The organism is Aquamicrobium zhengzhouense (genome assembly GCF_016124105.1).
In the GTDB taxonomy this organism is placed as follows: domain Bacteria; phylum Pseudomonadota; class Alphaproteobacteria; order Rhizobiales; family Rhizobiaceae; genus Aerobium; species Aerobium zhengzhouense.
On the sequence record NZ_JADGMQ010000002.1, the window covers coordinates 265,582 to 291,388 of the forward strand.

Here is a 25,807-nt window from a genome sequence, read left to right on the forward strand (position 1 = left end):
GGTTAACCTAATCATTTGGAGGCCGCCTGTGAGTGAGCCGCTGGAACATCGAACTGAAGCAACGACCTCCCGGCTTGCGAGCGCAATTCGTGAGGTAAAGAACGCTGTCGCGGATCGCGACGATGTTGTGGTCGACATCCGCGAGGCTCAGCTTACACGTCTTGAACTGCTGGCAGAGGATCTGGCCCCGGTCTTTGAAGACGTCCCCAAAGACGACGACCGTTTTGATTTCGCCATTTCAAAGGGCATTCAGCCACGCCTGTGGATCGACGCGGTAACTCACGTGACGATGGGTCGTGATCGGCGCACCTACCGGTTCCTGCGCGATACAAGGCTTGGCCGCGTCGTGTTGGCAGAGAGTGCCGACATCAAGACCGCTGCGGACCAGGTTACGCGCTACATCGCTGAGCGGCTGATCGAGAGGCAGCGAATCGTCGAAGGCGATGTCGCCTATATCGGTATGGATACGGTCGTAGGTAGCGACGCCTCAGAGGCAAGCGCTCCGAAGGGCGCGCCATCTGGCCTCATCAAGGGGTTGGGAATTGCGGTGCTGGGCGGCATTCTCGGGATTGCTGCCTTCCTGCTGTTCGCTTGGGATCGCATCGCGCCTTCCGCGTTCTGATCGATAAGGATCAGCTGGTCAGGACCGTTTGCTCCATGGTCCCGATTTCCAGGCCGTTCCCGTTCAATCCGCGCCGGGTGAGGGAGATCCGCCAGTTGCCCGGCTCTCCACCGATTTCAAGAATGTTGTACTGCGCGGCAGGCTTTCGGCCTCCGAGTGCCTGACCCGCTGCGGCGACGCCTACCACTGGAACGCTGCCATCCTCGCCGTCGATATCGTATCGCGTTGGCAGATGCGTGTGGCCGTGCAAAACGAGCTCGGCACCGTGGCGCTCGATGACCTTCTGGAAGCGGCCTATCCCAAGCAGACGCTTGTGTGCAGCGGCCGCGCCGCGAACCGGGGGATGGTGGATCGCGACAACGCGACAGTGGCCGTTGTCGCGAGCAGAGTCGAGCATTGCGCCGAGGCGCTTAGCCTGGCCGTCGCCAAAAAAGCCACTCGCCATGAACGGACCAGTCGCCCGGGCGGACGAAACCCCGATAATGGCAATTCCGCCGCGGACGCGCATGAACGGGAAATGGCCGATCCGCGCCGGTTCCTTTTCGCCGTCGCCGTGCATCCAGGGTCCCCAGGACCTGCAAGCACGATCCAGAGCGCCAGGGACATAGGCGTCATGGTTTCCCGGCACCACGGATACATCTTGCGGCAATCCGAGGGCTTCGAGCCAAAGGCGAGACAGTTCGACCTCGCCATCCAGCGCGAGATTCATCAGATCGCCTGAGACGATCACGTGGTCGGGAATAGCTGCCTTCAAATCGGCCACTATTGCGTCGATGACGCCTTCATGAAGATTTGCGGCGCGGTTGCGGCGCCAGTTGATGTAGCCCGTTATCCGTTTGGAGATGAGGTCGCGGTAAGCTACGGCTGGCAGTGGGCCAAGATGGATATCCGAAAGATGCGCAAGCCTGAACATGCAACACCCATAGGGCGGCAGGCTGCCCTTGCCAACAGAAAGTCCGACTTTTGAGTGCGCCTGAACCATCTTTCATGCGTAAGGTATGGTGGCGCCGGCTACGTGGGCGCGCTTTCCATACCTGGTTTTTGCTTAGCCGACCGATGACTTTGGGGGTGAGAGGCCTCGTCTACGACAAGGCAAACCATTCCGTCTTCCTGATACGCCACACCTACGTGCCAGGGTGGCAGTTTCCAGGTGGTGGGGTCGAGCGGGGCGAAACGGCTGTCGTCTCGCTGTCGCGGGAATTGCTTGAAGAGGGGAATATTGAGCTACGACGCGCGCCGGAGCTCAAATCCTTCCATTACAACCGTCGACAAAGCGCACGCGACCATGTCGCGTTCTATCTGATCACCGACTTCGAGCAGAAAGGGCCCAAGAAACCCGATGTCGAGATTGCGGAGACAGGCTTTTTTCCGCTCGATGCCCTGCCACACGAGACGACGCCCGCCACGCGCCGCCGCCTGTCCGAGGTATTCGAGGGTGTACCTGTCGATCCTTATTGGTGATCAGGCTGGCTCGCTTAGCCGCTCGCGATCATGCGGAGCCGCGAAGTCGAGATCGGGACCGACGGGGACGACACCGGTAGGGTTGATGGTGGCGTGGCTGCCGTAATAGTGCGCCTTGATGTGCAGCATATCGACGGTTTCGGCGATGCCTTCGATCTGGAGGATATCGCGAACATAGTTCGACATGTTTCGGTAATCCGAAATCCGTCGCTGGTTGCACTTGAAGTGCGAATAATAAACGGCGTCAAAACGGATCAGCGTGGTGAAGAGGCGGATGTCCGCCTCAGTTAGTTGGTCGCCGAGCAGATAGCGCGAAACCGAAAGCCGGGCCTCGATCTCGTCCAAAGCCTGAAAAAGCTCGTTGTAAGCTTCCTCATACGCTGATTGTGTGGTGGCAAACCCCGCGCGATACACCCCGTTGTTGATCGAAGGATAAATCCGCTCGTTCAACGCGTCGATGTCGGAGAGCAGATGTGCCGGAGATAAATCAACGCTCCGGTCAGCCCACTCATCAAACGCGGAATTGAGCATGCGGATAATTTCTGACGACTCGTTCGAGACGATCGTCTCCGTCTGCTTGTCCCAGAGGATAGGCACAGTAACCCGGCCCGAATATTTTGGGTCTGCGCGCGTGTAGATCTGGTGCAGGAAGTCACTGCCGTACAGACTGTCGCCTGTGGCGCCGTCCTCCTTCAGAAAGGTCCAGCCATCCTTGCCCATGTAATGGTGAACGACGTCAACCGAGATCACCTCTTCCAGCTTCTTCAACTGGCGGTAGATCAGGGTTCTGTGTGCCCAGGGGCAGGCCAGCGAGACGTAAAGGTGGTAGCGTCCCGGTTCAGCCTGGAAGCTGCGCTCGCGGCCAGGTGCGGGTTGACCGTTGACTGTTACCCAATCGCGAAACTGCGACACGGAGCGTTCAAACCGTCCGCCGCTTTTGCTCGTGTCGTACCATTGGTCGTGCCAAACGCCGTCTACGAGGAGACCCATGCTCAACTCCTTTGCTTTCTGTTTACTTAGAGAGGCGGCAGGGGCGGGGGAACGCTGTTTCCTATGAACAGTTCGTCACCCCAAACGCAAATCATCGTTGCTCGCTGCACAATTTGATGATAGCGGGACTTTAGCTGGCAAGGGTGTTGGCGGAGGCTTTGACGTGTTCACCGTGGGTTTTCAGCGACGACGATTGGGCTGACGCGCTCCATTGAGGGGCGCCGGCGGCGTTTGCCGCGAACTCGACCTGTCTTCGCTTACACCACGGAATTTGCTCATGAGCCCCGCTGACGTCGTCTACGTGACGGAAACCGCCGCGCACGATCTCGAAATCGAAGAAATCAACGCTGAGGCATTCGGTCCCGGTCGCTTTACGCGTGCTGCCTATGCGATCCGCGAAGGCGGGCCTCATCGCCGTGAACTGTCGTTCGTTGCACTCGTAGATGGACGGGTCGTCGGCTCGGTACGCATGACGCCGATCGCGGCGGGGGCAGGGCGCGCGCTATTGCTCGGGCCGCTCGCCGTGAGGCCCGACTACAAGAATCTGGGCATCGGTCGCAAGCTGGTGGCCCTGGCATTGGAGGCCGCGCGCAAGGATAGCTGGCAATTGGCGATCCTCGTTGGAGACGCGCCTTACTATATGCCGCTGGGCTTCTCGATCGTGATTCCGCGCGGGCAGGCGATCATGCCACGTCCGGTTGATCCGGCACGGTTTCTTGCCTGCGAGTTCGTGCCTGGTGCTCTTGCGAGCTTCACCGGTAACGTGGTGCACGCCGATCTGGCGAGAGACACAATCGCTATCGCTGCCGAGTAGGGAGGCCAGCGAAGACCACTGCTTAGCGGCCTTCTCGATACCACATGGCGCCGAAGGCGAGCAGCAGAGCTGCAAGTCCGAAGAAGCCCGCAAACAGCGGTACCCGGCTGACCGATTTCAAGACGCTGTCGCTGGTGGTGCGCAGGCCGATCCAGTCACGCCCTGATGTGACTGCGCCCTCACGGACGGGGACAATTCCAGGAACGCTGACATTCCCGGTGAGGGTCTTGGCGAGCCGACGTGTGCCGCCACCGGTGGCGTTTGCGGTCGGCTGCAGTACCTCCGTCGTGGAAACGGTATCCTGGAACTCAGGGGCATTGACCGGGCCAACATGCGCCAACGCGGTCAGGTCGCCATTGGCAATCTGATAAAGGCCAATTTCGTCTACCTCTAGCGAGCCGGTGAACTGCCCGGGACCAACCGATGAAAGATTTACGTCGATGCGTTTTCCAGACGGAGAAAGTACCGCTGCTCGGCCCGGATCATCACTCATCGTCTGTCGAACAATGTCCAGAGTCATCCCGCGCCCGGACGCAGTGAGACGCTCTTCTTCCAGTTCCGGCTCCTTCATCAGCCAGTGGGCAATCCGACGGTACAATGAAACATGCGGACCACCACCTTCGAAACCGCGCGCCCAGAGCCAGCCCTGATCCGACAGGAGCATGCCGACACGGCCATCTCCCTTTCGGTCCAGAACCATCAGAGGTCGGTCGGCACCTTCCATGACGACGTGACCCTCAGGCTGATCGATGTCGACCAGCCGGAACCAGCGGCTCCATTGCGGCGGCTCCGAATCAGAACCTTCAAGCCCGCGTGTGACGGGATGCCGTTTGCCAGCTTTGGTGAGACGCGGATGAAAACCTTCTTCGATTACCGAGCCCGTCGGCAGCGCTGGAAGCGCGGAGATGAGCGGTGTTCGAGCGATCGACTGGTTCCCTGCATATTCGGGACCGGCTGCAATCAGCAGCGCGCCACCGTTTTCCACATACTCCGCAATGTAGTCGTAGTAGAGGATCGGCAGAACGTCCCGGTGCTGGTACCGGTCGAAGATGATGAGGTCGAAATCGTTGACCCGCTCGACGAACAGCTCGCGCGTCGGGAAAGCTATCAGCGACAATTCGTGGATCGGCGTGCCGTCCTGCTTTTCCGGCGGTCGCAAGATGGTGAAGTGGACGAGGTCGACCGAGGCGTCTGACTTGAGAAGATTGCGCCAGGTGCGCTCGCCCGCATGGGGCTCGCCAGAGACGAGCAGCACGCGCAAGTTTTCGCGAATGCCATCGAGGACCGCGACTGCGCGGTTGTTGCTGTCAGTCAGTTCTCCCTCTGCCTTCGGGATCGTCAGCTCAACGATGTTCTTACCGGCGTTGGGAACGACGATGCTCATCGTCATCGGTTCCCCAATGACCGCTTGTCGGTTGACGACGAACTTGCCGTTGATCCGCACCTCGACGGGCACAGTGCCGCTCTGGCCGTCAGTTGAAATGACACGGTAGGTCATCTCGACAGGCTTGCCGACTATGCCGAAGCGCGGTGCTTTCTCGAAGCGAATTCGGCGATCGAACTCGCCTTCTTCACCTGTCACAAGCACATGCAGCGGTCCGTGCAGGTTTTGTGCATCGGTCGGAACGTCGTGGACCTGGCCGTCGGTGACCATGATTGCGCCGGCAACACGCGACGGTGGCACATCGCGCAGTGCAGAATCGAGCTCGCGGAAGAGACGGGTCTGTGTACGTTCATCCGCCGCTTCGGCGCTGGCCGCTTCTACCACCCGCACCTCAAACTGCGAAAAACGAGCAAGACGGGCGCGCAGTTCTTCAACCGCTGCATCAGTTGTTGCCATTCGGTCGCCGATATCCTGGCTCTGGCTGCGGTCGACAACCAAGGCCACGACGCTCTGCAGCGGTTCGCGCTCTTCGTCGAGAAGTACCGGATTGACCAGCGCGATACCGAGGGCGGCGAGGGCTGCCACCCGGAGCGCCGCGCCGCGCATTCGCAGAATGAGCGAAAGGAGCACCAGCAGTGCGACCGGCGTCATGAGGGCGACGATCCAGAACCAAGACAGCAATGGCTCGAAGGAAAGCGACCAGTTCATCAATCGCGCTCTCCGCTGAAACACTCAGAAGAGCGAGGGGGTTGCAGTTTCCGTTCGAGGTCAGGGTACTGCATATTACTGTCCCAGCCGTTCGAGCAGCGCCGGCACGTGCACCTGATCGGATTTATAGTTGCCGGTCAGCATGTACATCATGATGTTGACGCCGCCGCGATAGGCATAAACGCGCTGCATCGGATCGTTTGGCACCGTTGGATAGAGCGGCGTGCCGCTGTCATCGATCGCCCAGGCGCCTGCGAGGTCATTTGCCGTGATCATGATGGGCGTGACGCCATCGCCGGTACGCACGGGGCGGTTTTCGACATTGGCGGCATCCAGCGATGCTTCGACCCAAAGCGGGCTTCCGGAATATCTGCCAGGGAACTCCGGCATGATGAAAAAGGTCTTCGTCAGCACGTGATCGATAGGCACGGGCTCGAGCGGCGGCACATTCATGGTTGACAGAATATCGCGCAGACGCCGGGTTGTCGGACTCGCCGAGCCGGAATCGAGGCCAGACGAAAACTGATCACGCGTGTCGAAGAGCACCGTACCGCCCTCACGCATATAGGCGTCGACCCGCGCGAGAGCAGCTTCCGACGGCAGCGGGGAGTTTTCGTCAATCGGCCAGTAGATCAACGGATAGAAGGCGAGTTCGTCGGCCTCGATATCGACCCCCGCAGGCTCGCCAGGCTCCAAAGCGGTCTTCTCGATCAAATACTGCGACAGTCCGGTCAACCCGGCGCGGCTCACTGCATCGATCGAACTGTTTCCCGTAAGGACGTAGGCGATGCGTGTTTCCGAGATCGCGGCGATTGCGTCAGCGTCACTAATCAGTTCCTGAGCCACCGAGGGCGATGGCGTGGGAAGAGTGAGACCAATAGCGAGCAGTAGTGCAGCTCTAGCGGGCAGCCCGCGTCGTGTGAGCTTGCCGCCAATCCACAGGACGGCGAGCGTGTCGAGCAGCAGCAGCAGCAGCGCGGCCGCAAACAGCGGGCCTTTCAGGTCGATCGATTGATCATATGCGTATGAAGATTCGGCAACAGGAATGTCCATCGCAGGCCGCGAAATTGGACGCAGCGTCGCGTCTGACTTCAAGAGATTGTGGGCGACGACGCCTTCATCGCTGCCGTAAAAGCCCGGTGGGTTCTCAATCGTCACGGCAGCCGCAGAGGTCGCTATAAGCGGCCGCGCATCGGGGCCAGGCGGTACGAGCGTCCCTTCAGGGCTGATCATGCGATAAGGTGGAAGGCTTGCGGGGGCGCAGTCAGCTGCGGCGTCGATGCGGCCCTGGTTACGGGACAGCTGAACAATCCGTCGCAGCATCTCTACGAAGGTGCCCGAGATCGGCAGGTTTGACCACGTCGCTTCTGGCGTTGTGTGGAAGAGTACGAGCGTACCGGCTCCTCGCGGCGCGCCAGTTACGAGCGGTGTGCCGTCTGCAAGGTTGGCCCATGTGCGCTCAACGATATCCGACGTTGGCTCCGCCAAGACCTGCCGAGATACCGTAACTTCTGAAGGGGGAGGCAAGTCCGCGAAGGGGCTGCCCGTCGAAAATTCCGCCAGGGCCTGAGGCTCCGTCCAGGACAATGCTCCGCCCAATGCACGTTCGCCAAGTCGCAGGCGCACCGGCAGAAGCTCTTCGTCATTGCCTGCAGCAGCGAGGCGAGAGCCGGCAAAGCGAACAAGCGTCCCGCCGTCATTCAACCATTCAATCAACTGGGCACGTGCAGTCTCGGGGAGTGTTCCCACATCTGCCATGACGATCATGGCGGGGCGTTGTTCCAGAAGCTGCGGGATGGCCTCCGCAAGGTCAGTGCTCTGGGGCTGCACCAGCTCGGCGAATGGCTCCAGCGCACGACGAATGTAATAGAGCGGGGACAGAAGCGGCTGCGCCTGGTCGGCCTCAGACTGCGAGATAAGTCCGACACGCCGGCGCCGAGAATTTTCGTCCAGCAAATGTACCGCGCCGGCATGTGTCTGTCCGTCAAGCGACAGGGCCACGAAGTCGTTGCGAAGTTCGAACGGCACACGAAACTCACCGGTCGTGGTAGCCTCGTTCACGGCAAATGATACGGTGGTCTCGGCAATCCGCCGCCCGCGTTCATCCAACGCCACTGCCCGCGCGTCGCGTGCTGCGGTCTCCGTAGAGGGGCGGATGGTGGTGAAGCTAAAGTTTTCAGCCGTGTTGGCGCTTGCGCTGATGCCCAGCATTTCGAGCCGATTTGGCGCGACCCAAATGAGCTTGGCCGCGTTTTCGGATACGAGTTCCGCCAACGCTTCTTCATCTCCGGGAGCTTCAAGGCCGTCAGAGAGCACAGCAACGGTCGCAGCCGTCATCGTCGCCATCGCATCGGCCACACGCGCATAGACTGATGGTCGATCAACCGGGACCGGTCTTGGCTCCGCAGCAGCAAGACGCTCGCGCGCAGCGGATGCGTCGAACGGACCGATCTCGGCGTTCGGAAGTTCCGCAGTCAGAGCAAGGATGATGGGCTGCCCTTCCGCATCGTCTATCAGGCGCTCAGCCGTTGCAACGCGAACATCCCAGTCAGGTGCACTTGCCCAGCCATTGTCGATAACCAGTGCAAGAGAGTTTCCCCCGACTGCGGTAGCTTCGCGTGGATTGAGGACAGGCTGCGCAAGTGCAAAAATCACCAGCGCGGCCAAGAGCAAGCGCAACATTGTGAGCCACCAAGGGCTCTGGTGCGGCGTCTCCTCACTGCGAAGAACCCGCGCGAGGATACGCAGAGGCGGGAAGATTTCTTCCTGAGGTCGAGGCGGCGTGAGGCGCAACAGCCACCAGATGGCTGGCAGGGTAAGCAGTCCCAGCAATATGGCAGGGGCGCCGAATGAGAAGGGGAGTAAGCCCATCAGCGTCCCCCGTATCCGACGTCGGCGCTAAGAGCCATGTGCACCTTTACGATGGCATCGGATGCCTGACGATCAGTATGGTTGACCGTGTAGCTCCAGCCAAGTTTTCTGCACCATGAGGCAAGTTCCTCACGCCGCGCCGTGTAAACGCGGCGGTAGTCTTCCGCGACCGTTTCCGCGCGGCCTGCTATCAGTTTCTCACCGGTTTCCGGATCACGAAATTCGGTGCGGCCCGAATAGGGGAACGTCTCTTCGGCGGGATCCGAGATTTCGATCAAATGAGCGCGTACGCCCCGTCGTGCGAGGGTATCGAGCCATTCCTGCGTCTCTTCTACCGGGTCGAGGAAGTCGCTTGCGATGATGATGTCACTGAACCGCCGCAACTGGTTGAGATCGGGACGAGGGGTGAACTGCGTCGCATGCATCAAGCGTGAGGCCACACGCTCCGCGCCATTGCGAGCGCTGATGGGGTCAGACAATCCGGGCCAGCCGATACGCTCGCCGCTGCGCGACAAAAGTTCTGCCAGAGCAAGGATCAACACCAGCGATCGCGCTTCTTTCGAAACGGTCGCGTGCCTGGATTTGTAGAGCATTGACGGTGAGGGATCTGCCCACAGCCAGATCGTGTGGGCGGCTTCCCATTCCTTGTCACGCACATAGATATGGTCGTCGCGCGCGGAGCGGCGCCAATCGATGCGCGACAACGACTCTCCGTCGACATAGGGCCGAAACTGCCAGAAATTTTCACCGATGCCCCGGCGTCGGCGACCATGCCAACCCGAGATGACGGTGTTGGTCACACGCTGAGCTTCCACCAGCAAATCTGGAATAAGCGCGGCGCGTTGGCGGGCGCGGGCAAGCGCGTCGCGTATGGCGACCGGTGCTTGTGCCTCGCCGATCCCTGCCATCAGCCCGACGCTTTCACCAATTGTGCAATGACGTTGCGAACGCTGATGCCTTCGGCGCGAGCTGCGAAGGTGAGTGCCATGCGATGCTGCAGAACCGGCTCGGCCAGCGCCTTCACGTCATCGATGGAGGGAGCGAGGCGTCCGTCGTAAAGAGCGCGAGCCCGGGCGCAAAGGGTCAATGCCTGGCTGGCGCGGGGGCCCGGTCCCCATGCAACATGGCGATCCGTCTCTTTATTGCCCTGGCCCGGGCGCGCCGAACGAACAAGGGTGAGGATCGCATCCACAACGCTGTCCGGAACCGGCATGCGGCGGATCAGCGACTGGATTTCCCGGAGGCGCTCGGCGGTCAGGACGTTCTCGGCGCGGGCATCCGATGCCCCGGTTGTTTCAAGCAAGATCCGCCGCTCGGCCTCGATGTCAGGGTAGAGGATGTCGACCTGCATCAGGAAGCGATCGAGCTGGGCTTCGGGCAGCGGGTAGGTGCCTTCCTGCTCAAGCGGGTTCTGCGTCGCGAGCACGTGGAACGGGGAGGGCAGGTCATGACGTTCGCCAGCGACGGTGACGTGGTATTCCTGCATGGATTGAAGAAGTGCTGATTGCGTGCGCGGGGAGGCACGGTTGATCTCGTCCGCCATCAGCAATTGCGCAAAGATCGGCCCTTTGATGAAACGGAACGAACGCTTGCCTGCCGCGTCCTGCTCCATCACTTCCGAACCGAGAATGTCGGAGGGCATAAGGTCCGGAGTGAACTGGATGCGCCGTCCGTCGAGGCCGAGAACGACGCCGAGCGTCTCTACAAGCTTGGTCTTGGCAAGACCCGGAACGCCGACCAGCAGCGCATGACCGCCCGCCAGTATTGCGACCAGGGTACGCTCAATGACATCCTGCTGCCCGAATACCACCTTTCCGACCGCGTCGCGGACGCGCGAGATGTCTGCAAGGGCAGCCTCTGCCTGAGCGATCATGTCCTTTTCGGCAGGCGCGGCGGTGGCCTGGGGAGAAGCGTTCATGGAAACAGTTCCTCGTCAGTTTCGACATGGAGGCGCGGCTGGCGGTCCAGGCAGGTTCAACTTAAAACACGCAACTAGGCTGACAAGCGCAATAACAGTGACTATTTCGTGACGATGGCAATGCACACAGATACTAATCAGACCGGTCTGGGTAAAGCTTCTGACTCCGCAGGGCTGGAAGCGCTGATTTCGCGCGCGGCGCGGGCCGGAAAGGGGCTGCCGCCGGTGGAACGTTGGAATCCGGAGTTTTGCGGCGATCTCGATATAGAGATTCGCGCGGATGGTACGTGGTTCTACATGGGAACACCGATTGGCCGCCCTGCGCTGATACAGTTGTTCTCCTCCGTCCTTCGCAAGGATGAAGACGGCAAAACCTATCTTGTAACACCCGTCGAGAAGGTCGGCATTCGGGTCGAGGATGCGCATTTCATCGCAGTTGAAGTCAATCGAAACGATGCGGGTGTGGATCAGGTTCTGACTTTCCGGACCAATGTTGGCGATGTGATCGAGGCAGGACCGGAAAACCCGCTTCGCTTTGTGGACGAGGATGGCACAGGGGGAATGAAGCCATATCTTCTGGTGCGCGGACGGCTCGAAGCGCTCGTCTCCCGCGCCGTCATGTACGAGCTTGTTTCCTACGGGGACGAAATCGACATCGACGGGACGAAGATGTTTGCCGTTCGCTCGAAGGGCAGCGTTTTCCCGATGATGCCGGTCGACAAGCTGGAGGCACTCAGCGCCAGTTCATGATCACAAGCACCGTCAATCATTACACCGTTTCGGATTTCCGCCGTCGTGCTGCCGCTCATCGCCTGCCCCCGCGCGCGGACGATTATGGAGATCACCGTCTCAATCCTGAGCTGGCGCAAATGTTTGTCCACGACCGGCTGAAAGAGGCGGCGGTGCTGGTTCCGGTTGTGGATCGCCCTGGAGAAGCCAGTGTGATCCTCACCCAGAGGTCTGGAAAGCTTCGTTCCCACTCTGGAGAAATCTCATTCCCAGGTGGAAGGCTCGATCCTACCGACCCGACGGCAGAGTTTGCTGCCTTGCGAGAGACGGAGGAGGAGATCGGCCTGACGTCGGATTTCATCGAGGTTGTGGGTCGCTTGCCTGATTACGTGACGGGCTCAGGCTTTCGCATTGTCCCGGTTCTTTCCGTTGTTAAGCCAGACTTCATGCTGACGATTAACGAGGATGAGGTCGAGGACGCCTTTGAGGTGCCTCTGGGGTTCTTGATGGACCCCGCGAACCACACGCGAAACAGCCGTATCTGGAACAATCGCGAGCGGTTTTTCTACACGATGCCATTTGGCGATCGCTACATCTGGGGGATCACCGCCGGCATCATCCGTGTCGTTTATGAAAGGCTTTATGCGTGAGTGGAGTTTCCATTGCAGCCCAGGCGGAGTGGCTGGCTGATGCCGGGTTGCAGCGCGTGCTGAAAGCCTTGTCGGCCGACGGGGAAGAGGCGCGGATAGCAGGTGGTGCAGTGCGCAATGCGGTCCTTGGCGAGCGGGTTACGGACATCGACATCGCGACCACGAATGTTCCGGATGAGACCGAGCGGCGCGCGCGCGAGGCCGGGTTCCGGACCGTCCCGACCGGGAAGGAACATGGCACGATCACCGTGATCGCCGAGGGGCGCGCATACGAGGTGACCACGCTTCGAGCCGACATCGAGACAGATGGCCGCCATGCGCGTGTCGTATTCGGCAAGGACTGGAAGCGCGACGCTGAGCGCCGCGATTTTACGATCAACGCACTCTATGCGAAAGCCGATGGCGAGGTGGTCGATCTGGTCGGCGGGCTGGCGGATCTCGAGAGCCGCACGCTGCGCTTCATCGGCGATGCGGACGCGCGGATCCGTGAAGATTATCTGCGTATCCTTCGCTTTTTCCGATTTTTTGCCTGGTACGGGAAAGGCCGTCCCGATGCGGACGGCATTCGTGCCTCGGCGCGGCTGAAAGATGGTCTGGAGCGGTTGTCGGCAGAGCGTGTATGGGCCGAGTTGAAACGGCTGTTGTCTGCGCCAGACCCTTCGCGCGCATTGCTTTGGATGCGCCAGGCCGGAGTGCTCACCAAGATCCTGCCCGAGAGCGAGAAATGGGGCATCGACGCGATCCACGGGCTGGTGGCAGCTGAAACGGATCTTGCCTGGCCACAGGACCCGATGCTGCGGCTCGCTTCAATCCTTCCCCCTGACAGGGCCAAGCTGCAAGGTCTCGCCGAGCGTCTACGCATGTCAAAGGCCGACGCAGCTCGGCTGGAAGGCTGGGCCGTTGCTACACCTGTCGCACCTGCGACAAGCGAACTTGCCCTCTCGAAACAGCTCTACGGCACGGATGTGGGGGGGGTGGCTTATCGGCTGAAACTCGCCCTCGCATCGGCGCGAGTTCGAGCGCAGCAAGAAGATTCCGCCCTGATCGAAGCAGGAGGTTTTTCCCGTCAGCTCAAATATCTGGAGAACTGGGAAAAGCCGATATTCCCGGTTGGTGGAACTGATCTGTTGGAACTGGGCGCCCAGCCCGGAAAGGCGCTTGGCGACGTGCTCAAATCGATCGAGAAGGAATGGATCGACAGCGGTTTTCGAACAGGCCGCGACGACCTGCTTAAGCGCGCCGCGGAACTGATCAGGCAAAGCTAGGCTGAAGCGCTTGCATTGGTGATGCGTGAGCGGATCGCTTCGATCATTGTCTCGCGTATGGTCGCTTCTCCGTGAGCGGTGCGAAGATGTTCGACCGCTCGCCGCATTACCTCGGCCTCTTCATTGTGGCGCGTATGCCAGTCACAGCCGGGTACCAACGACCCGCAATGAAATGTCTTCATTGGTCTTCTCCCTGTAGGGGCCGACGCTGGAGCGAAACCAGATTGGCGATAGTTCCAGCGTCCGGTCCTCAAGACATACTATATCGAGAAGTGGCTGTTCCCGTAAGAATGAAGAAGAATTTGACGGCGCTCTGAAAGAGCTGCGCCCTAGCGGTTCGCTTGACCCAGCCAATCGGCAACGATGCGCACATCCTCTTCGCCAAGGCCGTGACCTGTGTCGATGACGCGCGCATCGACCGATGCACCACAGGATGCCAGCATCTTGTGGAGCCTGTCAGCAAATGGATAGTAGAGCTTGTCGTCCTCTCCCGCGATGGTGAGGAATTTCGAGTCGCTCAAATCAACCTGTGGCGCGTTCGCGAGCACAGGCATCGGGCGCAGGAGCACCGCCTTTCGCACGGTTCCTGGGTAGAGCTGAGTGAGCGCTGCAATGAGGTTGGCTCCATTCGAGTATCCGAGGAACGTCGCCTTGGACAAATCGAGCTTCAGCTCTTCGGCCTTCTCACGCATGAAGGCTACGAACGCTGTAGCTTCATCGCGCACGTCTTGCTGGTCGAATTCCGTAGGCGTCAGGCGCTTGTACCACCGCTTGATGCCGTCCTGCACGACCCGGCCGCGGACACCGATCAATGTCGCATCCGGAGCTATCCTGGACGCAAGGTCAAGCAACGTCGTCTCATCGCCGCCCGAGCCGTGCATAAGCACCATGATCCGGCCACTCGCCTGCTTCGGCTTGATGAGTTGGTAGGCAAACGTCGCCTCCCGACTGACGGATTCGGCTGAAGCAATCATCTTCGTTTCCGACACGAGGCCGTTCGCGGCAGACACAGGTAGTGCTGCAGCCAGCAGAAGAAAAGGTGTCAGCAAAAGAGAGGGTAGGGACGCCATAACGCGATCCTGAAGCTTAAAACTTTACCAATCAGTTACCAAACCCCGAGATGTGATCAGGCACTGAAAGGACCGCCAAGGGGGAAGTCGACGGTCGCCCTCAATCGACCGTCATCCCAAGCCCGAGATCGCCTCTATTCGAGATGTTTCCGCTTGTCACGTGTCGTGACACATTGAATTTTCCGACGCCAAAGCAAATGAGGCCCGTTCCGGGCCTCATTTGCTGAAATTAGCGAAGAATTTCTGGGTCCTAGCAGTTGGTGTTGCTCTGGTGCATCACCAGATGCTTTCTGTTTGCTTACGTTACGGCCACTTCACCTCAGGAGGCAGGCTAGACAGAATCGAGTTTACGTTTCCGCCCGTCTTCAGTCCAAAAATGGTCCCCCGATCGTACAGGAGATTGAACTCGACATAGCGGCCACGGCGGATCAGCTGCTCTTCGCGATCTGCCTCGGTCCAGTTCTCGTTGAAGTTCTTGCGGACAAGGTGGTTGTAGACGATCTGGAAGGTGCGGCCGACGTCCTGCGCGAAGCGGAAATCTGCTTCCCAACCGCCCATTTCCTCCGTCGTCTTCAGCCAATCGTAAAAGATCCCGCCAATACCGCGCGCTTCGTTGCGGTGGGGAAGGTAGAAGTACTCGTCGCACCACTGTTTGAAACGCGGGTAATCCGCGACCTCGGGATGCTTGTCGCAGACGAACTTCATCGCCTTGTGGAAGGCAATTGTGTCCGGGTCTTCCTGCGTACGGCGGCGATCCAGAACTGGGGTGAGATCTGCGCCACCACCGAACCACTGGCGGGTCGTGACGACCATGCGCGTGTTCATGTGAACCGCGGGCACGTTCGGATTGTGAGGATGCGCGATCAGCGAGATGCCGGAAGCCCAGAAACGAGGGTCTTCCTCAGCGCCCGGGATTTGCTTGCGAAACTCCGGTGAGAACTCGCCGTAGACCGTGGAGCAGTGAACGCCGACCTTCTCGAAAACGCGGCCGTACATCATCGACATGACGCCGCCACCTCCAGCACCGCCATCGCGCTCCCAAGGGGTGCGCTCAAAGCGGCCAGGCACCCAGCTCGACAGAGGGCCGGCGACGTCGTCCTCGATCTTCTCGAAGCAATCGCAAATGCGATCTCGCAGTTCTTCGAACCACGCCTTCGCGATTTGCTTCTTTTCCTCGATGTCTTCCGGCAGCCCGGCCGGCAACTCTGGACGCTGCATCCACGCTCTCCTACGGCTCCCGGAAACGCCGGAAGACGAATTGACTCGCAAAATTCAAGCCCGATCCCTAATCTCTTGTCGGCAAGGGTCAAGGCAATTTCAGGAGATACGTGTATGCGTGTACCTCCCAGGCCTCCACTCGAAGGCCTCAGGCGTAGCCTTGAACGAGGCCGCTCAGACGGTCCGCGCAAGGTCAAGGACGGCTTTGTGCGTGAGACCTTCACTTTGCCTCGAACTGCCGCACGCGAAAAAGCGCGCGAGTGGTTCGATCGTTGGCCAAAGCAGGCCTATTGGACCGAAATCGAAAGCTGGTTTGAACAGCCCGATGATGTGATCCAATTTACGATCAGGCGCCTGCCGACGGCAGATTGATCTGCCGCAGAGCTTCTCCCGCTGCCATCGCAGTGCAGATTGCAAGGTTCAGGCTGCGTGCCTGGGGACGCATGGTGATATTGAGTTCCGCCTCTGCCGCTTGATGCACGATTTCGGGAGCACCTGCAGATTCTCGACCGAAGAGGAGAATGTCTCCCGCCTGATACTGGAAATTTGTATATGGGCGGTCGGACCTGGTCGTGAACAGCAGGAGGCGCTGACCCTCGCCTGCCTGCCAGTCACGAAAAGCGTCCCAGGATACGTGGCGGGTGAGAGTAGCCATTTCGAGATAATCCATCCCCGCGCGCTTCAAGGCGCGATCGGACATGTCGAAGCCGGCGGGCTCAATAATGTCGACGCTAAGACCGAGGCAAGCCGCCATCCGCAGGATGGTGCCGGTGTTGCCAGGAATGTCGGGCTGATAGAGCGCGATGCGGATGGGGGGCTGTATCATGGTTACTTTGTGCAAGGTCAGAGCGCTGTGATGCCAGCGCGTATTCGTTCAAGCAAGCATCTTTGCAATCTGTGGCTTAATGGACACAATATCGTTTTTCGAGCGGACGTTGGGTCATGTCCGGTGGTCAATATTCCGGACTGGGTGTATAAAGCGCATCTTCTCCATTCGAACCGCAGAGGAGGCGTCGATGGACCACGATCTCAGCTTCGTCATCGCTTGGCGCCTGCGCAGCCTGCGCATCGTCTGACGGCGGCATCGGTTCGACCTACTAAAATGTTCTATTAGGCACGGTCACGATACCGCCGAACGTTAATCTCGTTCGAGGATAAATCCATGCCATCCGGTATCAAGAAGCCAGAGCGATCGGCTCCATTGGCGGGTGCGGGTATTGTCGCGCCCCTTACCGCTCCTGACACTGCCTTGTCACCAGCTTTCCGTAACGTCCTTGGTTCTTCCGCGCCGAGGCCCCATCTTCCGGCTTCCGCGTTGACCGGGGGGCAGGAAATGGCAAAGCAGGCCAAGACGAAAAAACTCGCCGGCAGTCTGAAGGGTGGCTTGCGGGGCACGCCGGTCAGACCTCGCAGCGGCCACAAATAGACGAGAAATTCTATGTATCGCTGGTTCGAAAACCTGCTCAATCCGTTCCCGGTCGAGGAGCCGGTTGAGCCACCAGGGAGACTTTTGGCTTTCTGCATGCATTACACCAAGGGTGCGTGGCCGATCATCATAGTTTCTGCAATCATGACCGCGGCCATCGCACTCGCGGAAGTCTGGCTGTTCGGGTTTCTCGGCAATATCGTTGACTGGCTCTCGGTGCAGAGCAGGGAAACCTTCCTTCAAAACGAAGGGTGGAAGCTCGCAGGCATGGCCTTCGTCGTGCTTGTGGTGCTGCCATCGCTGACGCTGTTCAACTCGCTGACCGAGCATCAGTCGCTGTTCGGCAATTTTCCGATGCGCATTCGCTGGCAGGTCCATAGGTACCTGCTGAAGCAATCGATGACCTACTATCAGGACGAGTTTGCCGGGCGGATTTCCACCAAGCTCATGCAAACTGCCCTCGCAGTGCGCGAATGCGTCGTCAAGCTGATAGACGTGATGAATTATGTCGTCGTCTATTTCCTGGGGATGCTCTGGCTTGTTGCGTCGGCGGACTGGCGGCTGGCTATGCCCCTATGCGTATGGCTGGTCTCCTATGCGCTGTTGCTCCGATACTTTGTCCCGCGGCTGGGGAAGGTCTCGCAGGAGCAAGCTGATGCACGATCAGTGATGACCGGCCGGGTGGTGGACAGCTATGCCAACATCCAGACGGTCAAGCTGTTCAGCCATGCGAAGCGAGAGGCGTCGTTTGCGCGTGAGGGGATGGAGGATTTTCTTACCACCGTTCACCGCATGATGCGTCTGGTGACGAACCTCTACACGCTTCTCATCCTGTCCAACTCGATCTTGCTGGCTGTTGTCGGCTACATTTCCATCCAGCTTTGGCTTGCGGGGGCAGTCACCGTCGGTGCGGTGGCGATCGCAATCGGCCTCGTGCTCCGCTTGTGGGGAATGTCGCAGTGGATCATGTGGGAAGTGTCCGGCCTGTTCGAGAATGTGGGCACGGTTCAAGACGGGATACGCTCGATCTCGCTGCCGCACCTGGTTGAGGACAAGCCGAACGCGAAGGAACTGGTCGTCCATGATGGGGAGATCATGTTCGACAATGTCCGGTTCGACTACGGCAAGAAGAAGAGCGTCCTGAACGGCTTGTCGCTCAAAATCCGGCCGGGCGAAAAGGTTGGTATCGTCGGGCGCTCGGGTGCCGGGAAGTCGACACTCGTGAACATCCTGCTCCGCTTCTACGACATTGAGGGCGGCAAGGTGACGATTGATGGCCAGGATATCACGGACGTCACCCAGGACTCCCTGAGAGCGCATATTGGTGTTGTTACGCAGGATACATCTCTTCTGCACCGCTCGGTGCGCGACAACATCCGCTATGGCCGTCCGGATGCGACCGATGAATTGGTTCTGGAAGCAGCCCGAAAGGCAGAAGCGCTCGACTTTATCGCGGGTCTGTCCGACCCGCATGAGCGCAGGGGGCTAGATGCGCATGTAGGCGAGCGCGGCGTCAAACTTTCGGGTGGTCAGCGCCAGCGTATCGCGATCGCGCGCGTTATGTTGAAAGACGCGCCGATCCTGATCCTCGATGAGGCAACTTCTGCGCTCGATTCGGAGGTTGAGGAGGCGATACAGCAGAACCTTTACCGTCTGATGGAGGGCAAGACGGTGATCGCGATTGCGCATCGTCTTTCCACCATCGCCGCGATGGATCGGTTGATCATTCTGGATAAGGGCGAAGTGATCGAGGAAGGCACTCACGACCAACTCATTGCCAAAGGCGGTCTTTATGCCCAGCTATGGCAGAGACAGTCCGGTGGTTTCCTTCTTCACGAGGAGGCCTCTGACGAGACAGAGAAAGAGATTGCCGCCGAGTGAGACAAACCGGGACCGACGATCGCAAGGATGACGGATTCGCCGAACGTATATGGCGAAGGGCTGAGGGCGTCATCGAGCCCTTTGGTGATACCGAGCAGGACGTTCTGCCGCGCGATGCGTGGCAGTTCATCCTCTTCTTCGCCAGGCAGGCGCGGGGGCCGTTTATTCTTCTTCTGATCGTCGGCGGCATGTCGGGGGCCGTCGAGGCAGCGATGTATTGGTCTATTGGCTGGATCATCGATCTGCTGGAGCACTCAACGCCCTCGCAACTCCTTGCAGATCATTGGCTGTCGCTTGCGGGCTTTCTTCTGCTGGTGCTTGTGGTGCGCGCTGGGGTGATGATCGCGAACACCGTGGTTGAGCAGCAAGTCATTGTCCCGTCATTCTACCAACTCGTTCGTTGGCAGTCCTTCCGTAGAGTCATCGAGCAGCCATACGCTTTTTATCAGAATGACTTCGCCGGACGAATTGCGACAAAGATTCTACAAGGCGGCGAAGCGACCGGCGACTTCATTGTCTCGTCGCTCCAGTCCCTTTGGAGCTTCCTGTCGTTCGTCGTTCTGACGACGACGATCCTCATGCTTCTGGACCCGATGCTGGGCGTCGTACTGCTTCTCTGGGGTGCCGCCTACGGGGTAACAGCGTGGAGGTTGCTGCCGCCACTGCGCGCTGCCGGGCGGCGAAGCGCTGACGAGCGTTCGATTATGAATGGCCGTCTGGTGGATGCCTTTACCAACATCATGGCGGTGAAGCTCTTCGATAGCGGCCGCCGCGAGAATGATTTCGTGCGCGACAGCATGGAAGGCTACCTCGACGCCGTGCGGGGACTTACGCGGGCGATCACGCGGGTGCGCTCCGGGGTCGCTGTCCTGAACGGGATAATGATGGCCGCGGTGTTCGTGTTTGCCATCCGCGGCTGGATGTCGGGCACGGCAACGACCGGCGAAATCGCCGCCGCGATGGGCCTCGTCTTCAGGCTGAACCAGATGTCCGGCCATATGATGTTCAATCTCAATGGCTTGATCCGCTCTTTTGCCACGGTGCAGGATGCGACCGGGACGATCTCGGTAAAGCCGGAGATTGCCGACGCGCCCGGTGCAGTCCCGATGCCGCGCGCAAAGGGCGATATTGTATTCGACAATGTCTCTTTCCACTACGGTCAGGGCGGTGGCGTCATCGAGAACTTCAGCCTGCACATTCGGCCTGGCGAGCGAGTCGCGTTGATCGGTCCGTCGGGAGCCGGAAAAACGACAATCGTCAATCTGGCACTGCGCCTGTTCGATGTTGAGGCGGGCCGGATTCTTGTTGATGGCGTGGATATACGCGGTGTGACCCAGGCGTCGCTGCGGGCTCAGTTCGGCGTCGTGGCGCAAGACCCGATGTTGATGCACCGCTCCATCCGCGACAACATCGCCTATAGCAAGCCAGGTGCAGCCGATGATGAGGTCTTCGAAGCAGCCCGCCGCGCGGCAGCACACGACTTTATCGTTGGAGTGACAGATCCGAAGGGGCGCGTCGGTTATGACGCCCATGTAGGCGAGCGGGGAGTGAAGCTGTCAGGCGGCCAGCGGCAGCGCATTGCGCTGGCACGGATGATGCTCAAGAACGCCCCGATCCTCATACTCGATGAAGCCACCTCGGCACTGGATTCAGAAGTGGAGGCGGCGATCCAGGAAAACCTCACCGAGCTCATGATGGGCAAGACCGTTATCGCGGTGGCCCATCGGCTTTCCACCATCGCCGCCCTTGATCGTCTGGTCGTGGTAGATCGTGGGCGTATCGTGGAAGAAGGCACTCATGAGGGGCTGATCCAGCGCGATGGGCTCTATGCCCAGTTGTGGAAGCGGCAGTCGGGCGGCTTCCTGGCTTCTCGTCTAGCCGCGGAGTAGCGAGATGGCCCTTCGACCACCATCCCGGTATCAGTCCAGTGCGATCGGAGTGTCTTCAGCATCAGGTGTGCTCAATACGCTCGATCATGAGATCCTTGGTGAGAAGGCTGCAGCGCTGGGCCGGGCAGGGGAGAAGGTTCAGTCCGCTCTTGGTCGGCTGGGCGTGGAGCCTGCCGACTCACCGAGACGCGAGAAGTTGGTGAAACAGGCGGCGGATGCCGTCTACGCCTACTTCATCCAGCGCGAATTATGTGGATTACGGCGCCATCATGATGTGATCCGCGAATACAGCATTCCGGCGGAGGTCTTGCTGCGCTTGGGCGCGTCCTGATAACGGTAGATACCCCGCGACAATCTGCCCACGAAGGTTCGTAATGCTGGACAATTGTGCGTTGCGCGCATAGAAACCTTCGCAAAATGCAAGGGGGAATCCGCTCGCCACATCCTGTCGCCTGATCTCAGGGGGTTGGAGGTGGCAGGCAATATGTGCGTCAGGGTGACGACGGCAGGGTTCCTTCGGGCAAAAATAAGGCGAAAGGACCCAGTGCCCGTGAGCGCGAACGAAGCGACCGATCATAACCGCCGCGATTTTCTTTACATCGCTACCGGCATGGCTGGCGTAGTGGCTGTCGGCGGTGCCGCCTGGCCGTTTATCGACCAGATGCGCCCTGATGCATCTACGCTGGCTTTGGCAACCATCGACGTTGATGTCTCGGCGATTGAGCCCGGCATGTCGGTGACTGCCAAGTGGCGTGGCAAGCCGATCTTCATCCGTAACCGTACGGAGCAGGAGATCGAAGAAGCCCGTCAGGTGCCGCTCGCCGATCTTAAGGATCCAGTCGCTCGCAACGACAATATCGATGCGAACGCAGAGGCGACCGACCTGGCGCGCTCGGCAGGTGAGGGCAAAGAGAACTGGATCGTCATGATCGGTTCGTGCACCCATCTGGGTTGTGTGCCGCTCGGCCAGGCTGGTGATTTTGGTGGCTGGTTCTGCCCGTGCCACGGCTCCCACTACGACACCGCGGGACGTATCCGCGTCGGACCTGCGCCTACCAACCTTCCGGTTCCGACTTTTCAATTCATTTCCGACACGGTCATCCGGATCGGTTGAGGCATCAAGAGAGCAATAGACCATGAGCGGTGGACACTCGACCTATTCGCCCCAGACAGGCATTGAACGTTGGTTCGATGCCCGTATGCCGCTTCCGCGGCTGATCCATGATTCGTTTGTTTCTTACCCGGTACCGCGCAATCTGAACTACGCGTACACCTTCGGCGGTATTCTCTCGCTGATGCTCGTCGTTCAGATCGTCACCGGTATCGTGTTGGCGATGCACTACGCCGCCCACACGGGCGCTGCCTTCGACTCCGTCGAAAAGATCATGCGCGACGTGAACTCCGGCTGGCTGATCCGCTATCTGCACGCCAACGGCGCGTCGATGTTCTTCATCGCCGTCTACATCCACATCTTCCGTGGCCTCTACTACGGCTCCTACAAGGCTCCTCGCGAGCTGCTGTGGATCCTCGGCGTGATCATCTACCTCCTGATGATGGCAACCGCCTTCATGGGCTACGTTCTGCCTTGGGGGCAGATGTCCTTCTGGGGCGCAACGGTCATCACCGGCTTCTTCACGGCAATTCCGTTGGTTGGTGAGTGGGTCCAGCAGCTGTTGCTGGGTGGCTTCGCGGTGGATAACCCGACGCTGAACCGCTTCTTCTCGCTGCACTACCTGCTGCCGTTCATGATTGCTGGCGTTGTTGTCCTGCACGTCTGGGCGCTGCACGTGACCGGTCAGACCAACCCGACGGGTATCGAAGTGAAGTCGAAGACCGACACGCTTCCGTTCACCCCTTACGCGACCATCAAGGACGCGTTCGGCATGGTCCTGTTCCTGGTGATGTTCGCGTATTTCGTGTTCTACATCCCGAACTACCTCGGTCACGCTGACAACTACATTCCTGCTGATCCGCTGAAGACGCCTGCGCACATCGTTCCGGAATGGTACTTCCTGCCGTTCTACGCGATCCTGCGTGCGATCACCTTCAACATCGGGCCGATCGACTCCAAGCTGGGCGGCGTCCTTGCAATGTTCGGTGCAATCGCGGTGCTGTTCTTCGTTCCGTGGCTCGACACTTCGAAGGTCCGTTCGGCAGTCTACCGTCCTTGGTACAAGCTGTTCTTCTGGCTCTTCGCGATCAACGCCGTGTTCCTCGGATGGCTGGGCGCCATGCCTGCGGAAGGCATCTACATTCCGCTGATGCAGGCCTCGACCCTCTTCTACTTCGCGTTCTTCCTCATCATCATGCCGGTCCTTGGCCTGCTGGAAAAGCCGCGTCGCCTGCCCAACTCGATCACCGAGGCGGTGCTTGAGAAGAATAAGGCGTCCGCACCTCTTCCTGCGGCGTCCACGGAAACCACGAGCTGATCGATCCGGTGCAGACAGGAACAACAACCATGAAAACTTTCCTCAAGGCACTGACGGTAGCTGGCATCGCGGTCGGGACGGCTGGTGCCGCCCAGGCCGCGGAATACCCGCTCGTCAAGCCGGTCGAATTGGACTGGTCTTTCGCTGGCCCGTTCGGCACCTATGACAAGGGCCAGCTCCAGCGCGGTCTCAAGGTCTATCGTGAGGCTTGCGCCGCCTGCCACGGCCTGGAGCGCGTTGCCTTCCGCAACCTGCAGGATCTCGGCTACACCGACGCACAGGTCCGTGCTCTGGCTGCTGAGTACGAAGTTGAAGATGGTCCGGACGCCTCGGGTGACATGTTCACCCGTCCGGCGATCCCGTCAGATACTTTCCCGTCACCTTTCGCAAACCCGGAAGCAGCAGCTGCCGCAAACAACGGTGCTGCTCCTCCGGACCTGTCGCTGATCGCCAAGGCCCGTGCGGTCACTCGAGGCTTCCCCACCTTCGTGTTTGACATCTTCACGCAGTATGCGGAAAGCGGTCCGGACTACATCCATAGCCTCCTGGTAGGCTATCAGGATGCGCCGGAAGGCGAGGAAGTTCAGCCGGGTACCTACTACAACCCGCACTTCATCGCCGGTACGGCATTGTCGATGCCGCCTCCGTTGAGCGAGGGACAGGTCACCTACGACGATGGTGCTCCGGAGACCCTCGATCAATACGCCCGTGATATCTCGGCGTTCCTGATGTGGGCTGCCGAGCCGAAGCTCGAAGCGCGGAAGCAGATGGGCTTCAACGTCATGGTCTTCTTGCTGCTTTTTGCGGGCCTGATCTACCTGACGAAGCGCAAGGTCTGGTCCACGGTCGAGCACTAAGCGGATCGACTTTTCCGATTGAACGGGGCGGCAGCTGCCGCCCTTTTCTTTTGCCGCCGTTCAAGGCAAATCATGTCCGGTAATCTAGGGAACCGCCGATGTCTACATCCGTAGAGAAAACGCTCCTCTCCGTCCTGCGTACGATCCCAGACTACCCAAAGCCTGGCGTTCAGTTCAGGGACATCACGACGCTGCTTGGGGATGCCAGTGCGTTCCGGCGGGCAGTCGACGAGCTCGTACACCCATATGCGGGTCAGAAGATCGACAAGGTTGCCGGCATTGAAGCCCGTGGCTTCATCCTGGGCGGGGCAATGGCGCATCAGCTTTCGGCTGGCTTTGTGCCGATCCGAAAGAAGGGCAAGCTTCCCTATGACACGGTCCGCGTCGCCTATAGCCTAGAATATGGCATTGACGAGATGGAGATGCACCGCGATGCGGTAACACCGGGACAGCGAGTTATGCTGGTGGACGACCTTATCGCCACCGGCGGCACGGCAGAGGCGGCAGTCAAGTTGCTGCGCCAGATGGGCGCCGACATCGTCGCAGCTTGCTTCGTCATCGATCTTCCGGACCTTGGCGGCAGAAAGAAGCTGGAGGCGCTCGACGTTCCGGTGCGTACCCTCATTTCCTTCGAGGGTGATTGATCTGAAAATAACAGGCGGCTCCGAGCCGCCTTTTTCTATTCCTTGACCAGAACCACATTCTCGAAGCTCAGCACCTTGGTGCCGTCTTCGTTGAACGCTTCTCCTTCGAGGCTGAGCAGACGCCATCCGGGGCGCGACGCGAGCGGGCGATGTCTCACGGCTTTCCTGGTGAAGGTAATGGTCTCCCCCGCAAAGACGGGACGGAGCCATTGAAGGTTCTCGAAGCCGGGTGAGGGCCCGAATTCGGGTTCCGCCTCATGCGCCCAGCGTCCTGCCGCGCGCTCAGATTCCTGATGGCGCAGATTGTACTTCATCCATGTTGCGCAGGTGTGCCAACCGGAAGCACACAAGCTTCCGAAGACGCTGTTATAGGCGGCTTCCTCATCGACATGGAAGGGTTGCGGGTCATACTTCGCCGCAAAAGCCTTGATCTCGTCAGCAGTGAATGTGTGCGAGCCGAGTATGACTGTCTCGCCGAGGCGAAACCGGTGATCGAGGGTCATGCGGCCACCTCGCGCTTGAGGAACATACCGGTGTGCTTCACCTGCATGACGATCTCGGACTTCTGGTTCGACATTTCATGACGGACGGTTACGAAGCCTAGATCCGGGCGCGACGTCGAGCTCCGTGTCGCCAGCACCGTCGTCCTGACCTTGATGGTATCGCCAGCGAGCACCGGCCGCATCCAGCGCACGTAGTCGATGCCAGGGGCTCCCTGAGAGGTGGAATCGAGGAGGAAGGCATCGCACATCATTCGCATCAGCATGGCGCAGCTGTGCCAGCCAGAGGCGGCCAGTCCGCCGAGTATGCTTGCCTTGCCAGCGTCTTCATCCAGATGCATCGGCTGGGCGTCGAACTCGGACGCGAACTCGATGATCTCCTGCGCGGTCACGAGTTTTTCGCCAAGTTGGAGCGTCATACCCTCTTGGAAATCTTCGAACGCCCAACGTTTTTCAGTCATCGGCTCATCCAATGGATATT

The 25,807-nt window shown here is 59.6% G+C and carries 27 protein-coding genes; 15 read left to right on the forward strand and 12 right to left on the reverse strand.

All coding sequences use genetic code 11. The features are described from left to right. Window positions 1-28 precede the first annotated feature (28 nt). Complete coding sequence (locus tag IOD40_RS04425) at window positions 29-622, forward strand: hypothetical protein (RefSeq protein WP_198474716.1); 594 nt, start codon at window positions 29-31, stop codon at window positions 620-622. Between the two features lie 10 nt (window positions 623-632). Here the strand turns inward: IOD40_RS04425 and IOD40_RS04430 are convergent, their stop codons facing one another. Beyond that, complete coding sequence (locus IOD40_RS04430) at window positions 633-1,535, reverse strand: metallophosphoesterase family protein (protein ID WP_198474718.1); 903 nt, start codon at window positions 1,533-1,535, stop codon at window positions 633-635. Between the two features lie 74 nt (window positions 1,536-1,609). Between IOD40_RS04430 and IOD40_RS04435 the strand changes: the two genes are divergently transcribed. Further along, window positions 1,610-2,083 (forward strand): NUDIX domain-containing protein, encoded by a 474-nt coding sequence (locus tag IOD40_RS04435; protein WP_198474720.1) that lies wholly within the window; start codon window positions 1,610-1,612, stop codon window positions 2,081-2,083. Here IOD40_RS04435 and IOD40_RS04440 read toward each other — a convergent pair whose 3' ends face one another. Then, complete coding sequence (locus tag IOD40_RS04440) at window positions 2,084-3,073, reverse strand: glutathione S-transferase family protein (protein WP_198474722.1); 990 nt, start codon at window positions 3,071-3,073, stop codon at window positions 2,084-2,086. It abuts the gene before it with no gap. A 277-nt stretch (window positions 3,074-3,350) separates the two neighbouring features. Between IOD40_RS04440 and IOD40_RS04445 the strand changes: the two genes are divergently transcribed. Continuing rightward, on the forward strand, window positions 3,351-3,887 hold the full coding sequence (locus IOD40_RS04445; RefSeq protein ID WP_198474724.1) for a GNAT family N-acetyltransferase: 537 nt from the start codon (window positions 3,351-3,353) through the stop codon (window positions 3,885-3,887). Between the two features lie 22 nt (window positions 3,888-3,909). Here the strand turns inward: IOD40_RS04445 and IOD40_RS04450 are convergent, their stop codons facing one another. The 4 genes from IOD40_RS04450 to IOD40_RS04465 form a co-directional block, all read right to left on the reverse strand. Then, window positions 3,910-5,979, reverse strand: coding sequence for a hypothetical protein (locus IOD40_RS04450; RefSeq protein ID WP_198474726.1), 2,070 nt, complete (start codon window positions 5,977-5,979; stop codon window positions 3,910-3,912). A gap of 75 nt (window positions 5,980-6,054) precedes the next feature. Further along, window positions 6,055-8,850, reverse strand: a complete 2,796-nt coding sequence (locus IOD40_RS04455; protein WP_198474728.1) for a DUF4159 domain-containing protein — start codon at window positions 8,848-8,850, stop codon at window positions 6,055-6,057. Beyond that, window positions 8,850-9,758 (reverse strand): DUF58 domain-containing protein, encoded by a 909-nt coding sequence (locus tag IOD40_RS04460; RefSeq protein WP_198474730.1) that lies wholly within the window; start codon window positions 9,756-9,758, stop codon window positions 8,850-8,852. Before IOD40_RS04460 ends, IOD40_RS04455 begins: the two co-directional genes overlap by 1 nt. Next, window positions 9,758-10,768, reverse strand: a complete 1,011-nt coding sequence (locus IOD40_RS04465; RefSeq protein ID WP_198474732.1) for an AAA family ATPase — start codon at window positions 10,766-10,768, stop codon at window positions 9,758-9,760. Before IOD40_RS04465 ends, IOD40_RS04460 begins: the two co-directional genes overlap by 1 nt. A 114-nt stretch (window positions 10,769-10,882) precedes the next feature. Between IOD40_RS04465 and IOD40_RS04470 the strand changes: the two genes are divergently transcribed. Genes IOD40_RS04470 through IOD40_RS04480 form a run of 3 tightly spaced genes read left to right on the forward strand, consistent with a single transcriptional unit; the run spans window position 10,883 to window position 13,412 of the window. Next, window positions 10,883-11,518 (forward strand): DUF1285 domain-containing protein, encoded by a 636-nt coding sequence (locus IOD40_RS04470; protein ID WP_198474734.1) that lies wholly within the window; start codon window positions 10,883-10,885, stop codon window positions 11,516-11,518. Beyond that, window positions 11,515-12,147 carry a CoA pyrophosphatase gene (locus IOD40_RS04475; protein ID WP_198474736.1) on the forward strand — a complete coding sequence of 211 codons (633 nt, stop codon included), beginning with the start codon at window positions 11,515-11,517 and terminating at the stop codon, window positions 12,145-12,147. Before IOD40_RS04470 ends, IOD40_RS04475 begins: the two co-directional genes overlap by 4 nt. Further along, window positions 12,144-13,412: a CCA tRNA nucleotidyltransferase gene (locus IOD40_RS04480; protein WP_198474738.1), complete on the forward strand. Its 1,269-nt coding sequence runs from the start codon at window positions 12,144-12,146 to the stop codon at window positions 13,410-13,412. Before IOD40_RS04475 ends, IOD40_RS04480 begins: the two co-directional genes overlap by 4 nt. Here the strand turns inward: IOD40_RS04480 and IOD40_RS04485 are convergent. The 3 genes from IOD40_RS04485 to hemF form a co-directional block, all read right to left on the reverse strand. After that, window positions 13,409-13,594 carry a DUF1059 domain-containing protein gene (locus IOD40_RS04485; protein WP_198474740.1) on the reverse strand — a complete coding sequence of 62 codons (186 nt, stop codon included), beginning with the start codon at window positions 13,592-13,594 and terminating at the stop codon, window positions 13,409-13,411. The genes IOD40_RS04480 and IOD40_RS04485 overlap by 4 nt on opposite strands. Before the next feature lie 147 nt (window positions 13,595-13,741). Continuing rightward, window positions 13,742-14,482, reverse strand: a complete 741-nt coding sequence (locus IOD40_RS04490) for an alpha/beta hydrolase (RefSeq protein WP_233713842.1) — start codon at window positions 14,480-14,482, stop codon at window positions 13,742-13,744. Window positions 14,483-14,785: 303 nt separating this feature from the next. Next, a complete protein-coding gene (gene hemF, locus IOD40_RS04495) occupies window positions 14,786-15,700 on the reverse strand; it encodes an oxygen-dependent coproporphyrinogen oxidase (protein ID WP_198474742.1) in 915 nt (304 codons plus the stop codon). A gap of 114 nt (window positions 15,701-15,814) precedes the next feature. On the opposite strand from hemF, the gene IOD40_RS04500 reads away from it, so the two are divergent. Next, window positions 15,815-16,072 (forward strand): hypothetical protein, encoded by a 258-nt coding sequence (locus IOD40_RS04500; RefSeq protein ID WP_198474744.1) that lies wholly within the window; start codon window positions 15,815-15,817, stop codon window positions 16,070-16,072. On the opposite strand, the gene IOD40_RS04505 is transcribed toward IOD40_RS04500, so the two are convergent. After that, window positions 16,047-16,526 (reverse strand): tRNA (cytidine(34)-2'-O)-methyltransferase, encoded by a 480-nt coding sequence (locus tag IOD40_RS04505; RefSeq protein ID WP_210336788.1) that lies wholly within the window; start codon window positions 16,524-16,526, stop codon window positions 16,047-16,049. The genes IOD40_RS04500 and IOD40_RS04505 overlap by 26 nt on opposite strands. Window positions 16,527-16,862: 336 nt before the next feature. On the opposite strand from IOD40_RS04505, the gene IOD40_RS04510 reads away from it, so the two are divergent. The 8 genes from IOD40_RS04510 to IOD40_RS04545 all read left to right on the forward strand — a co-directional run bounded on the left by IOD40_RS04510 (window position 16,863) and on the right by IOD40_RS04545 (window position 24,826). Further along, a complete protein-coding gene (locus IOD40_RS04510; protein ID WP_198474746.1) occupies window positions 16,863-17,126 on the forward strand; it encodes a hypothetical protein in 264 nt (87 codons plus the stop codon). A 12-nt stretch (window positions 17,127-17,138) separates the two neighbouring features. Then, complete coding sequence (locus IOD40_RS04515; RefSeq protein ID WP_198474748.1) at window positions 17,139-19,007, forward strand: ABC transporter ATP-binding protein; 1,869 nt, start codon at window positions 17,139-17,141, stop codon at window positions 19,005-19,007. Further along, entirely contained in the window at window positions 19,004-20,896 is a 1,893-nt protein-coding gene (locus IOD40_RS04520; protein WP_198474750.1) for an ABC transporter ATP-binding protein, read from the forward strand. Before IOD40_RS04515 ends, IOD40_RS04520 begins: the two co-directional genes overlap by 4 nt. Before the next feature lie 4 nt (window positions 20,897-20,900). Further along, window positions 20,901-21,227, forward strand: coding sequence for a DUF6665 family protein (locus tag IOD40_RS04525; protein ID WP_198474752.1), 327 nt, complete (start codon window positions 20,901-20,903; stop codon window positions 21,225-21,227). A 219-nt stretch (window positions 21,228-21,446) separates the two neighbouring features. Next, a complete protein-coding gene (gene petA / locus IOD40_RS04530; protein WP_325099668.1) occupies window positions 21,447-22,010 on the forward strand; it encodes a ubiquinol-cytochrome c reductase iron-sulfur subunit in 564 nt (187 codons plus the stop codon). 22 nt (window positions 22,011-22,032) lie between these two features. After that, the gene (locus IOD40_RS04535; protein ID WP_198474754.1) at window positions 22,033-23,325 is read left to right on the forward strand and encodes a cytochrome b; all 1,293 of its coding nucleotides are present in this window, start codon (window positions 22,033-22,035) and stop codon (window positions 23,323-23,325) included. Between the two features lie 29 nt (window positions 23,326-23,354). Beyond that, entirely contained in the window at window positions 23,355-24,182 is an 828-nt protein-coding gene (locus IOD40_RS04540) for a cytochrome c1 (RefSeq protein ID WP_198474755.1), read from the forward strand. 98 nt (window positions 24,183-24,280) lie between these two features. Further along, a complete protein-coding gene (locus IOD40_RS04545; protein WP_198474757.1) occupies window positions 24,281-24,826 on the forward strand; it encodes an adenine phosphoribosyltransferase in 546 nt (181 codons plus the stop codon). A gap of 35 nt (window positions 24,827-24,861) precedes the next feature. Here IOD40_RS04545 and IOD40_RS04550 read toward each other — a convergent pair whose 3' ends face one another. After that, complete coding sequence (locus IOD40_RS04550; protein ID WP_198474759.1) at window positions 24,862-25,329, reverse strand: MaoC family dehydratase; 468 nt, start codon at window positions 25,327-25,329, stop codon at window positions 24,862-24,864. Further along, the gene (locus IOD40_RS04555; RefSeq protein WP_198474761.1) at window positions 25,326-25,787 is read right to left on the reverse strand and encodes a MaoC family dehydratase; all 462 of its coding nucleotides are present in this window, start codon (window positions 25,785-25,787) and stop codon (window positions 25,326-25,328) included. Before IOD40_RS04555 ends, IOD40_RS04550 begins: the two co-directional genes overlap by 4 nt. Between the last annotated feature and the right edge of the window lie 20 nt (window positions 25,788-25,807).

What these genes read in the sequence shown, in the direction of transcription:
- IOD40_RS04430 (WP_198474718.1), bottom strand. Translation starts at nt 1,535, where the DNA reads ATGTTCAGGCTTGCGCATCTTTCGGATATCCATCTTGGCCCACTGCCA.
- IOD40_RS04435 (WP_198474720.1), top strand. Translation starts at nt 1,610, where the DNA reads ATGCGTAAGGTATGGTGGCGCCGGCTACGTGGGCGCGCTTTCCATACC.
- IOD40_RS04440 (WP_198474722.1), bottom strand. Translation starts at nt 3,073, where the DNA reads ATGGGTCTCCTCGTAGACGGCGTTTGGCACGACCAATGGTACGACACG.
- IOD40_RS04445 (WP_198474724.1), top strand. Translation starts at nt 3,351, where the DNA reads ATGAGCCCCGCTGACGTCGTCTACGTGACGGAAACCGCCGCGCACGAT.
- IOD40_RS04450 (WP_198474726.1), bottom strand. Translation starts at nt 5,979, where the DNA reads ATGAACTGGTCGCTTTCCTTCGAGCCATTGCTGTCTTGGTTCTGGATC.
- IOD40_RS04455 (WP_198474728.1), bottom strand. Translation starts at nt 8,850, where the DNA reads ATGGGCTTACTCCCCTTCTCATTCGGCGCCCCTGCCATATTGCTGGGA.
- IOD40_RS04460 (WP_198474730.1), bottom strand. Translation starts at nt 9,758, where the DNA reads ATGGCAGGGATCGGCGAGGCACAAGCACCGGTCGCCATACGCGACGCG.
- IOD40_RS04465 (WP_198474732.1), bottom strand. Translation starts at nt 10,768, where the DNA reads ATGAACGCTTCTCCCCAGGCCACCGCCGCGCCTGCCGAAAAGGACATG.
- IOD40_RS04470 (WP_198474734.1), top strand. Translation starts at nt 10,883, where the DNA reads ATGGCAATGCACACAGATACTAATCAGACCGGTCTGGGTAAAGCTTCT.
- IOD40_RS04475 (WP_198474736.1), top strand. Translation starts at nt 11,515, where the DNA reads ATGATCACAAGCACCGTCAATCATTACACCGTTTCGGATTTCCGCCGT.
- IOD40_RS04485 (WP_198474740.1), bottom strand. Translation starts at nt 13,594, where the DNA reads ATGAAGACATTTCATTGCGGGTCGTTGGTACCCGGCTGTGACTGGCAT.
- IOD40_RS04490 (WP_233713842.1), bottom strand. Translation starts at nt 14,482, where the DNA reads ATGGCGTCCCTACCCTCTCTTTTGCTGACACCTTTTCTTCTGCTGGCT.
- hemF (WP_198474742.1), bottom strand. Translation starts at nt 15,700, where the DNA reads ATGCAGCGTCCAGAGTTGCCGGCCGGGCTGCCGGAAGACATCGAGGAA.
- IOD40_RS04500 (WP_198474744.1), top strand. Translation starts at nt 15,815, where the DNA reads ATGCGTGTACCTCCCAGGCCTCCACTCGAAGGCCTCAGGCGTAGCCTT.
- IOD40_RS04505 (WP_210336788.1), bottom strand. Translation starts at nt 16,526, where the DNA reads ATGATACAGCCCCCCATCCGCATCGCGCTCTATCAGCCCGACATTCCT.
- IOD40_RS04510 (WP_198474746.1), top strand. Translation starts at nt 16,863, where the DNA reads ATGCCATCCGGTATCAAGAAGCCAGAGCGATCGGCTCCATTGGCGGGT.
- IOD40_RS04515 (WP_198474748.1), top strand. Translation starts at nt 17,139, where the DNA reads ATGTATCGCTGGTTCGAAAACCTGCTCAATCCGTTCCCGGTCGAGGAG.
- IOD40_RS04525 (WP_198474752.1), top strand. Translation starts at nt 20,901, where the DNA reads ATGGCCCTTCGACCACCATCCCGGTATCAGTCCAGTGCGATCGGAGTG.
- IOD40_RS04535 (WP_198474754.1), top strand. Translation starts at nt 22,033, where the DNA reads ATGAGCGGTGGACACTCGACCTATTCGCCCCAGACAGGCATTGAACGT.
- IOD40_RS04540 (WP_198474755.1), top strand. Translation starts at nt 23,355, where the DNA reads ATGAAAACTTTCCTCAAGGCACTGACGGTAGCTGGCATCGCGGTCGGG.
- IOD40_RS04545 (WP_198474757.1), top strand. Translation starts at nt 24,281, where the DNA reads ATGTCTACATCCGTAGAGAAAACGCTCCTCTCCGTCCTGCGTACGATC.
- IOD40_RS04550 (WP_198474759.1), bottom strand. Translation starts at nt 25,329, where the DNA reads ATGACCCTCGATCACCGGTTTCGCCTCGGCGAGACAGTCATACTCGGC.
- IOD40_RS04555 (WP_198474761.1), bottom strand. Translation starts at nt 25,787, where the DNA reads ATGACTGAAAAACGTTGGGCGTTCGAAGATTTCCAAGAGGGTATGACG.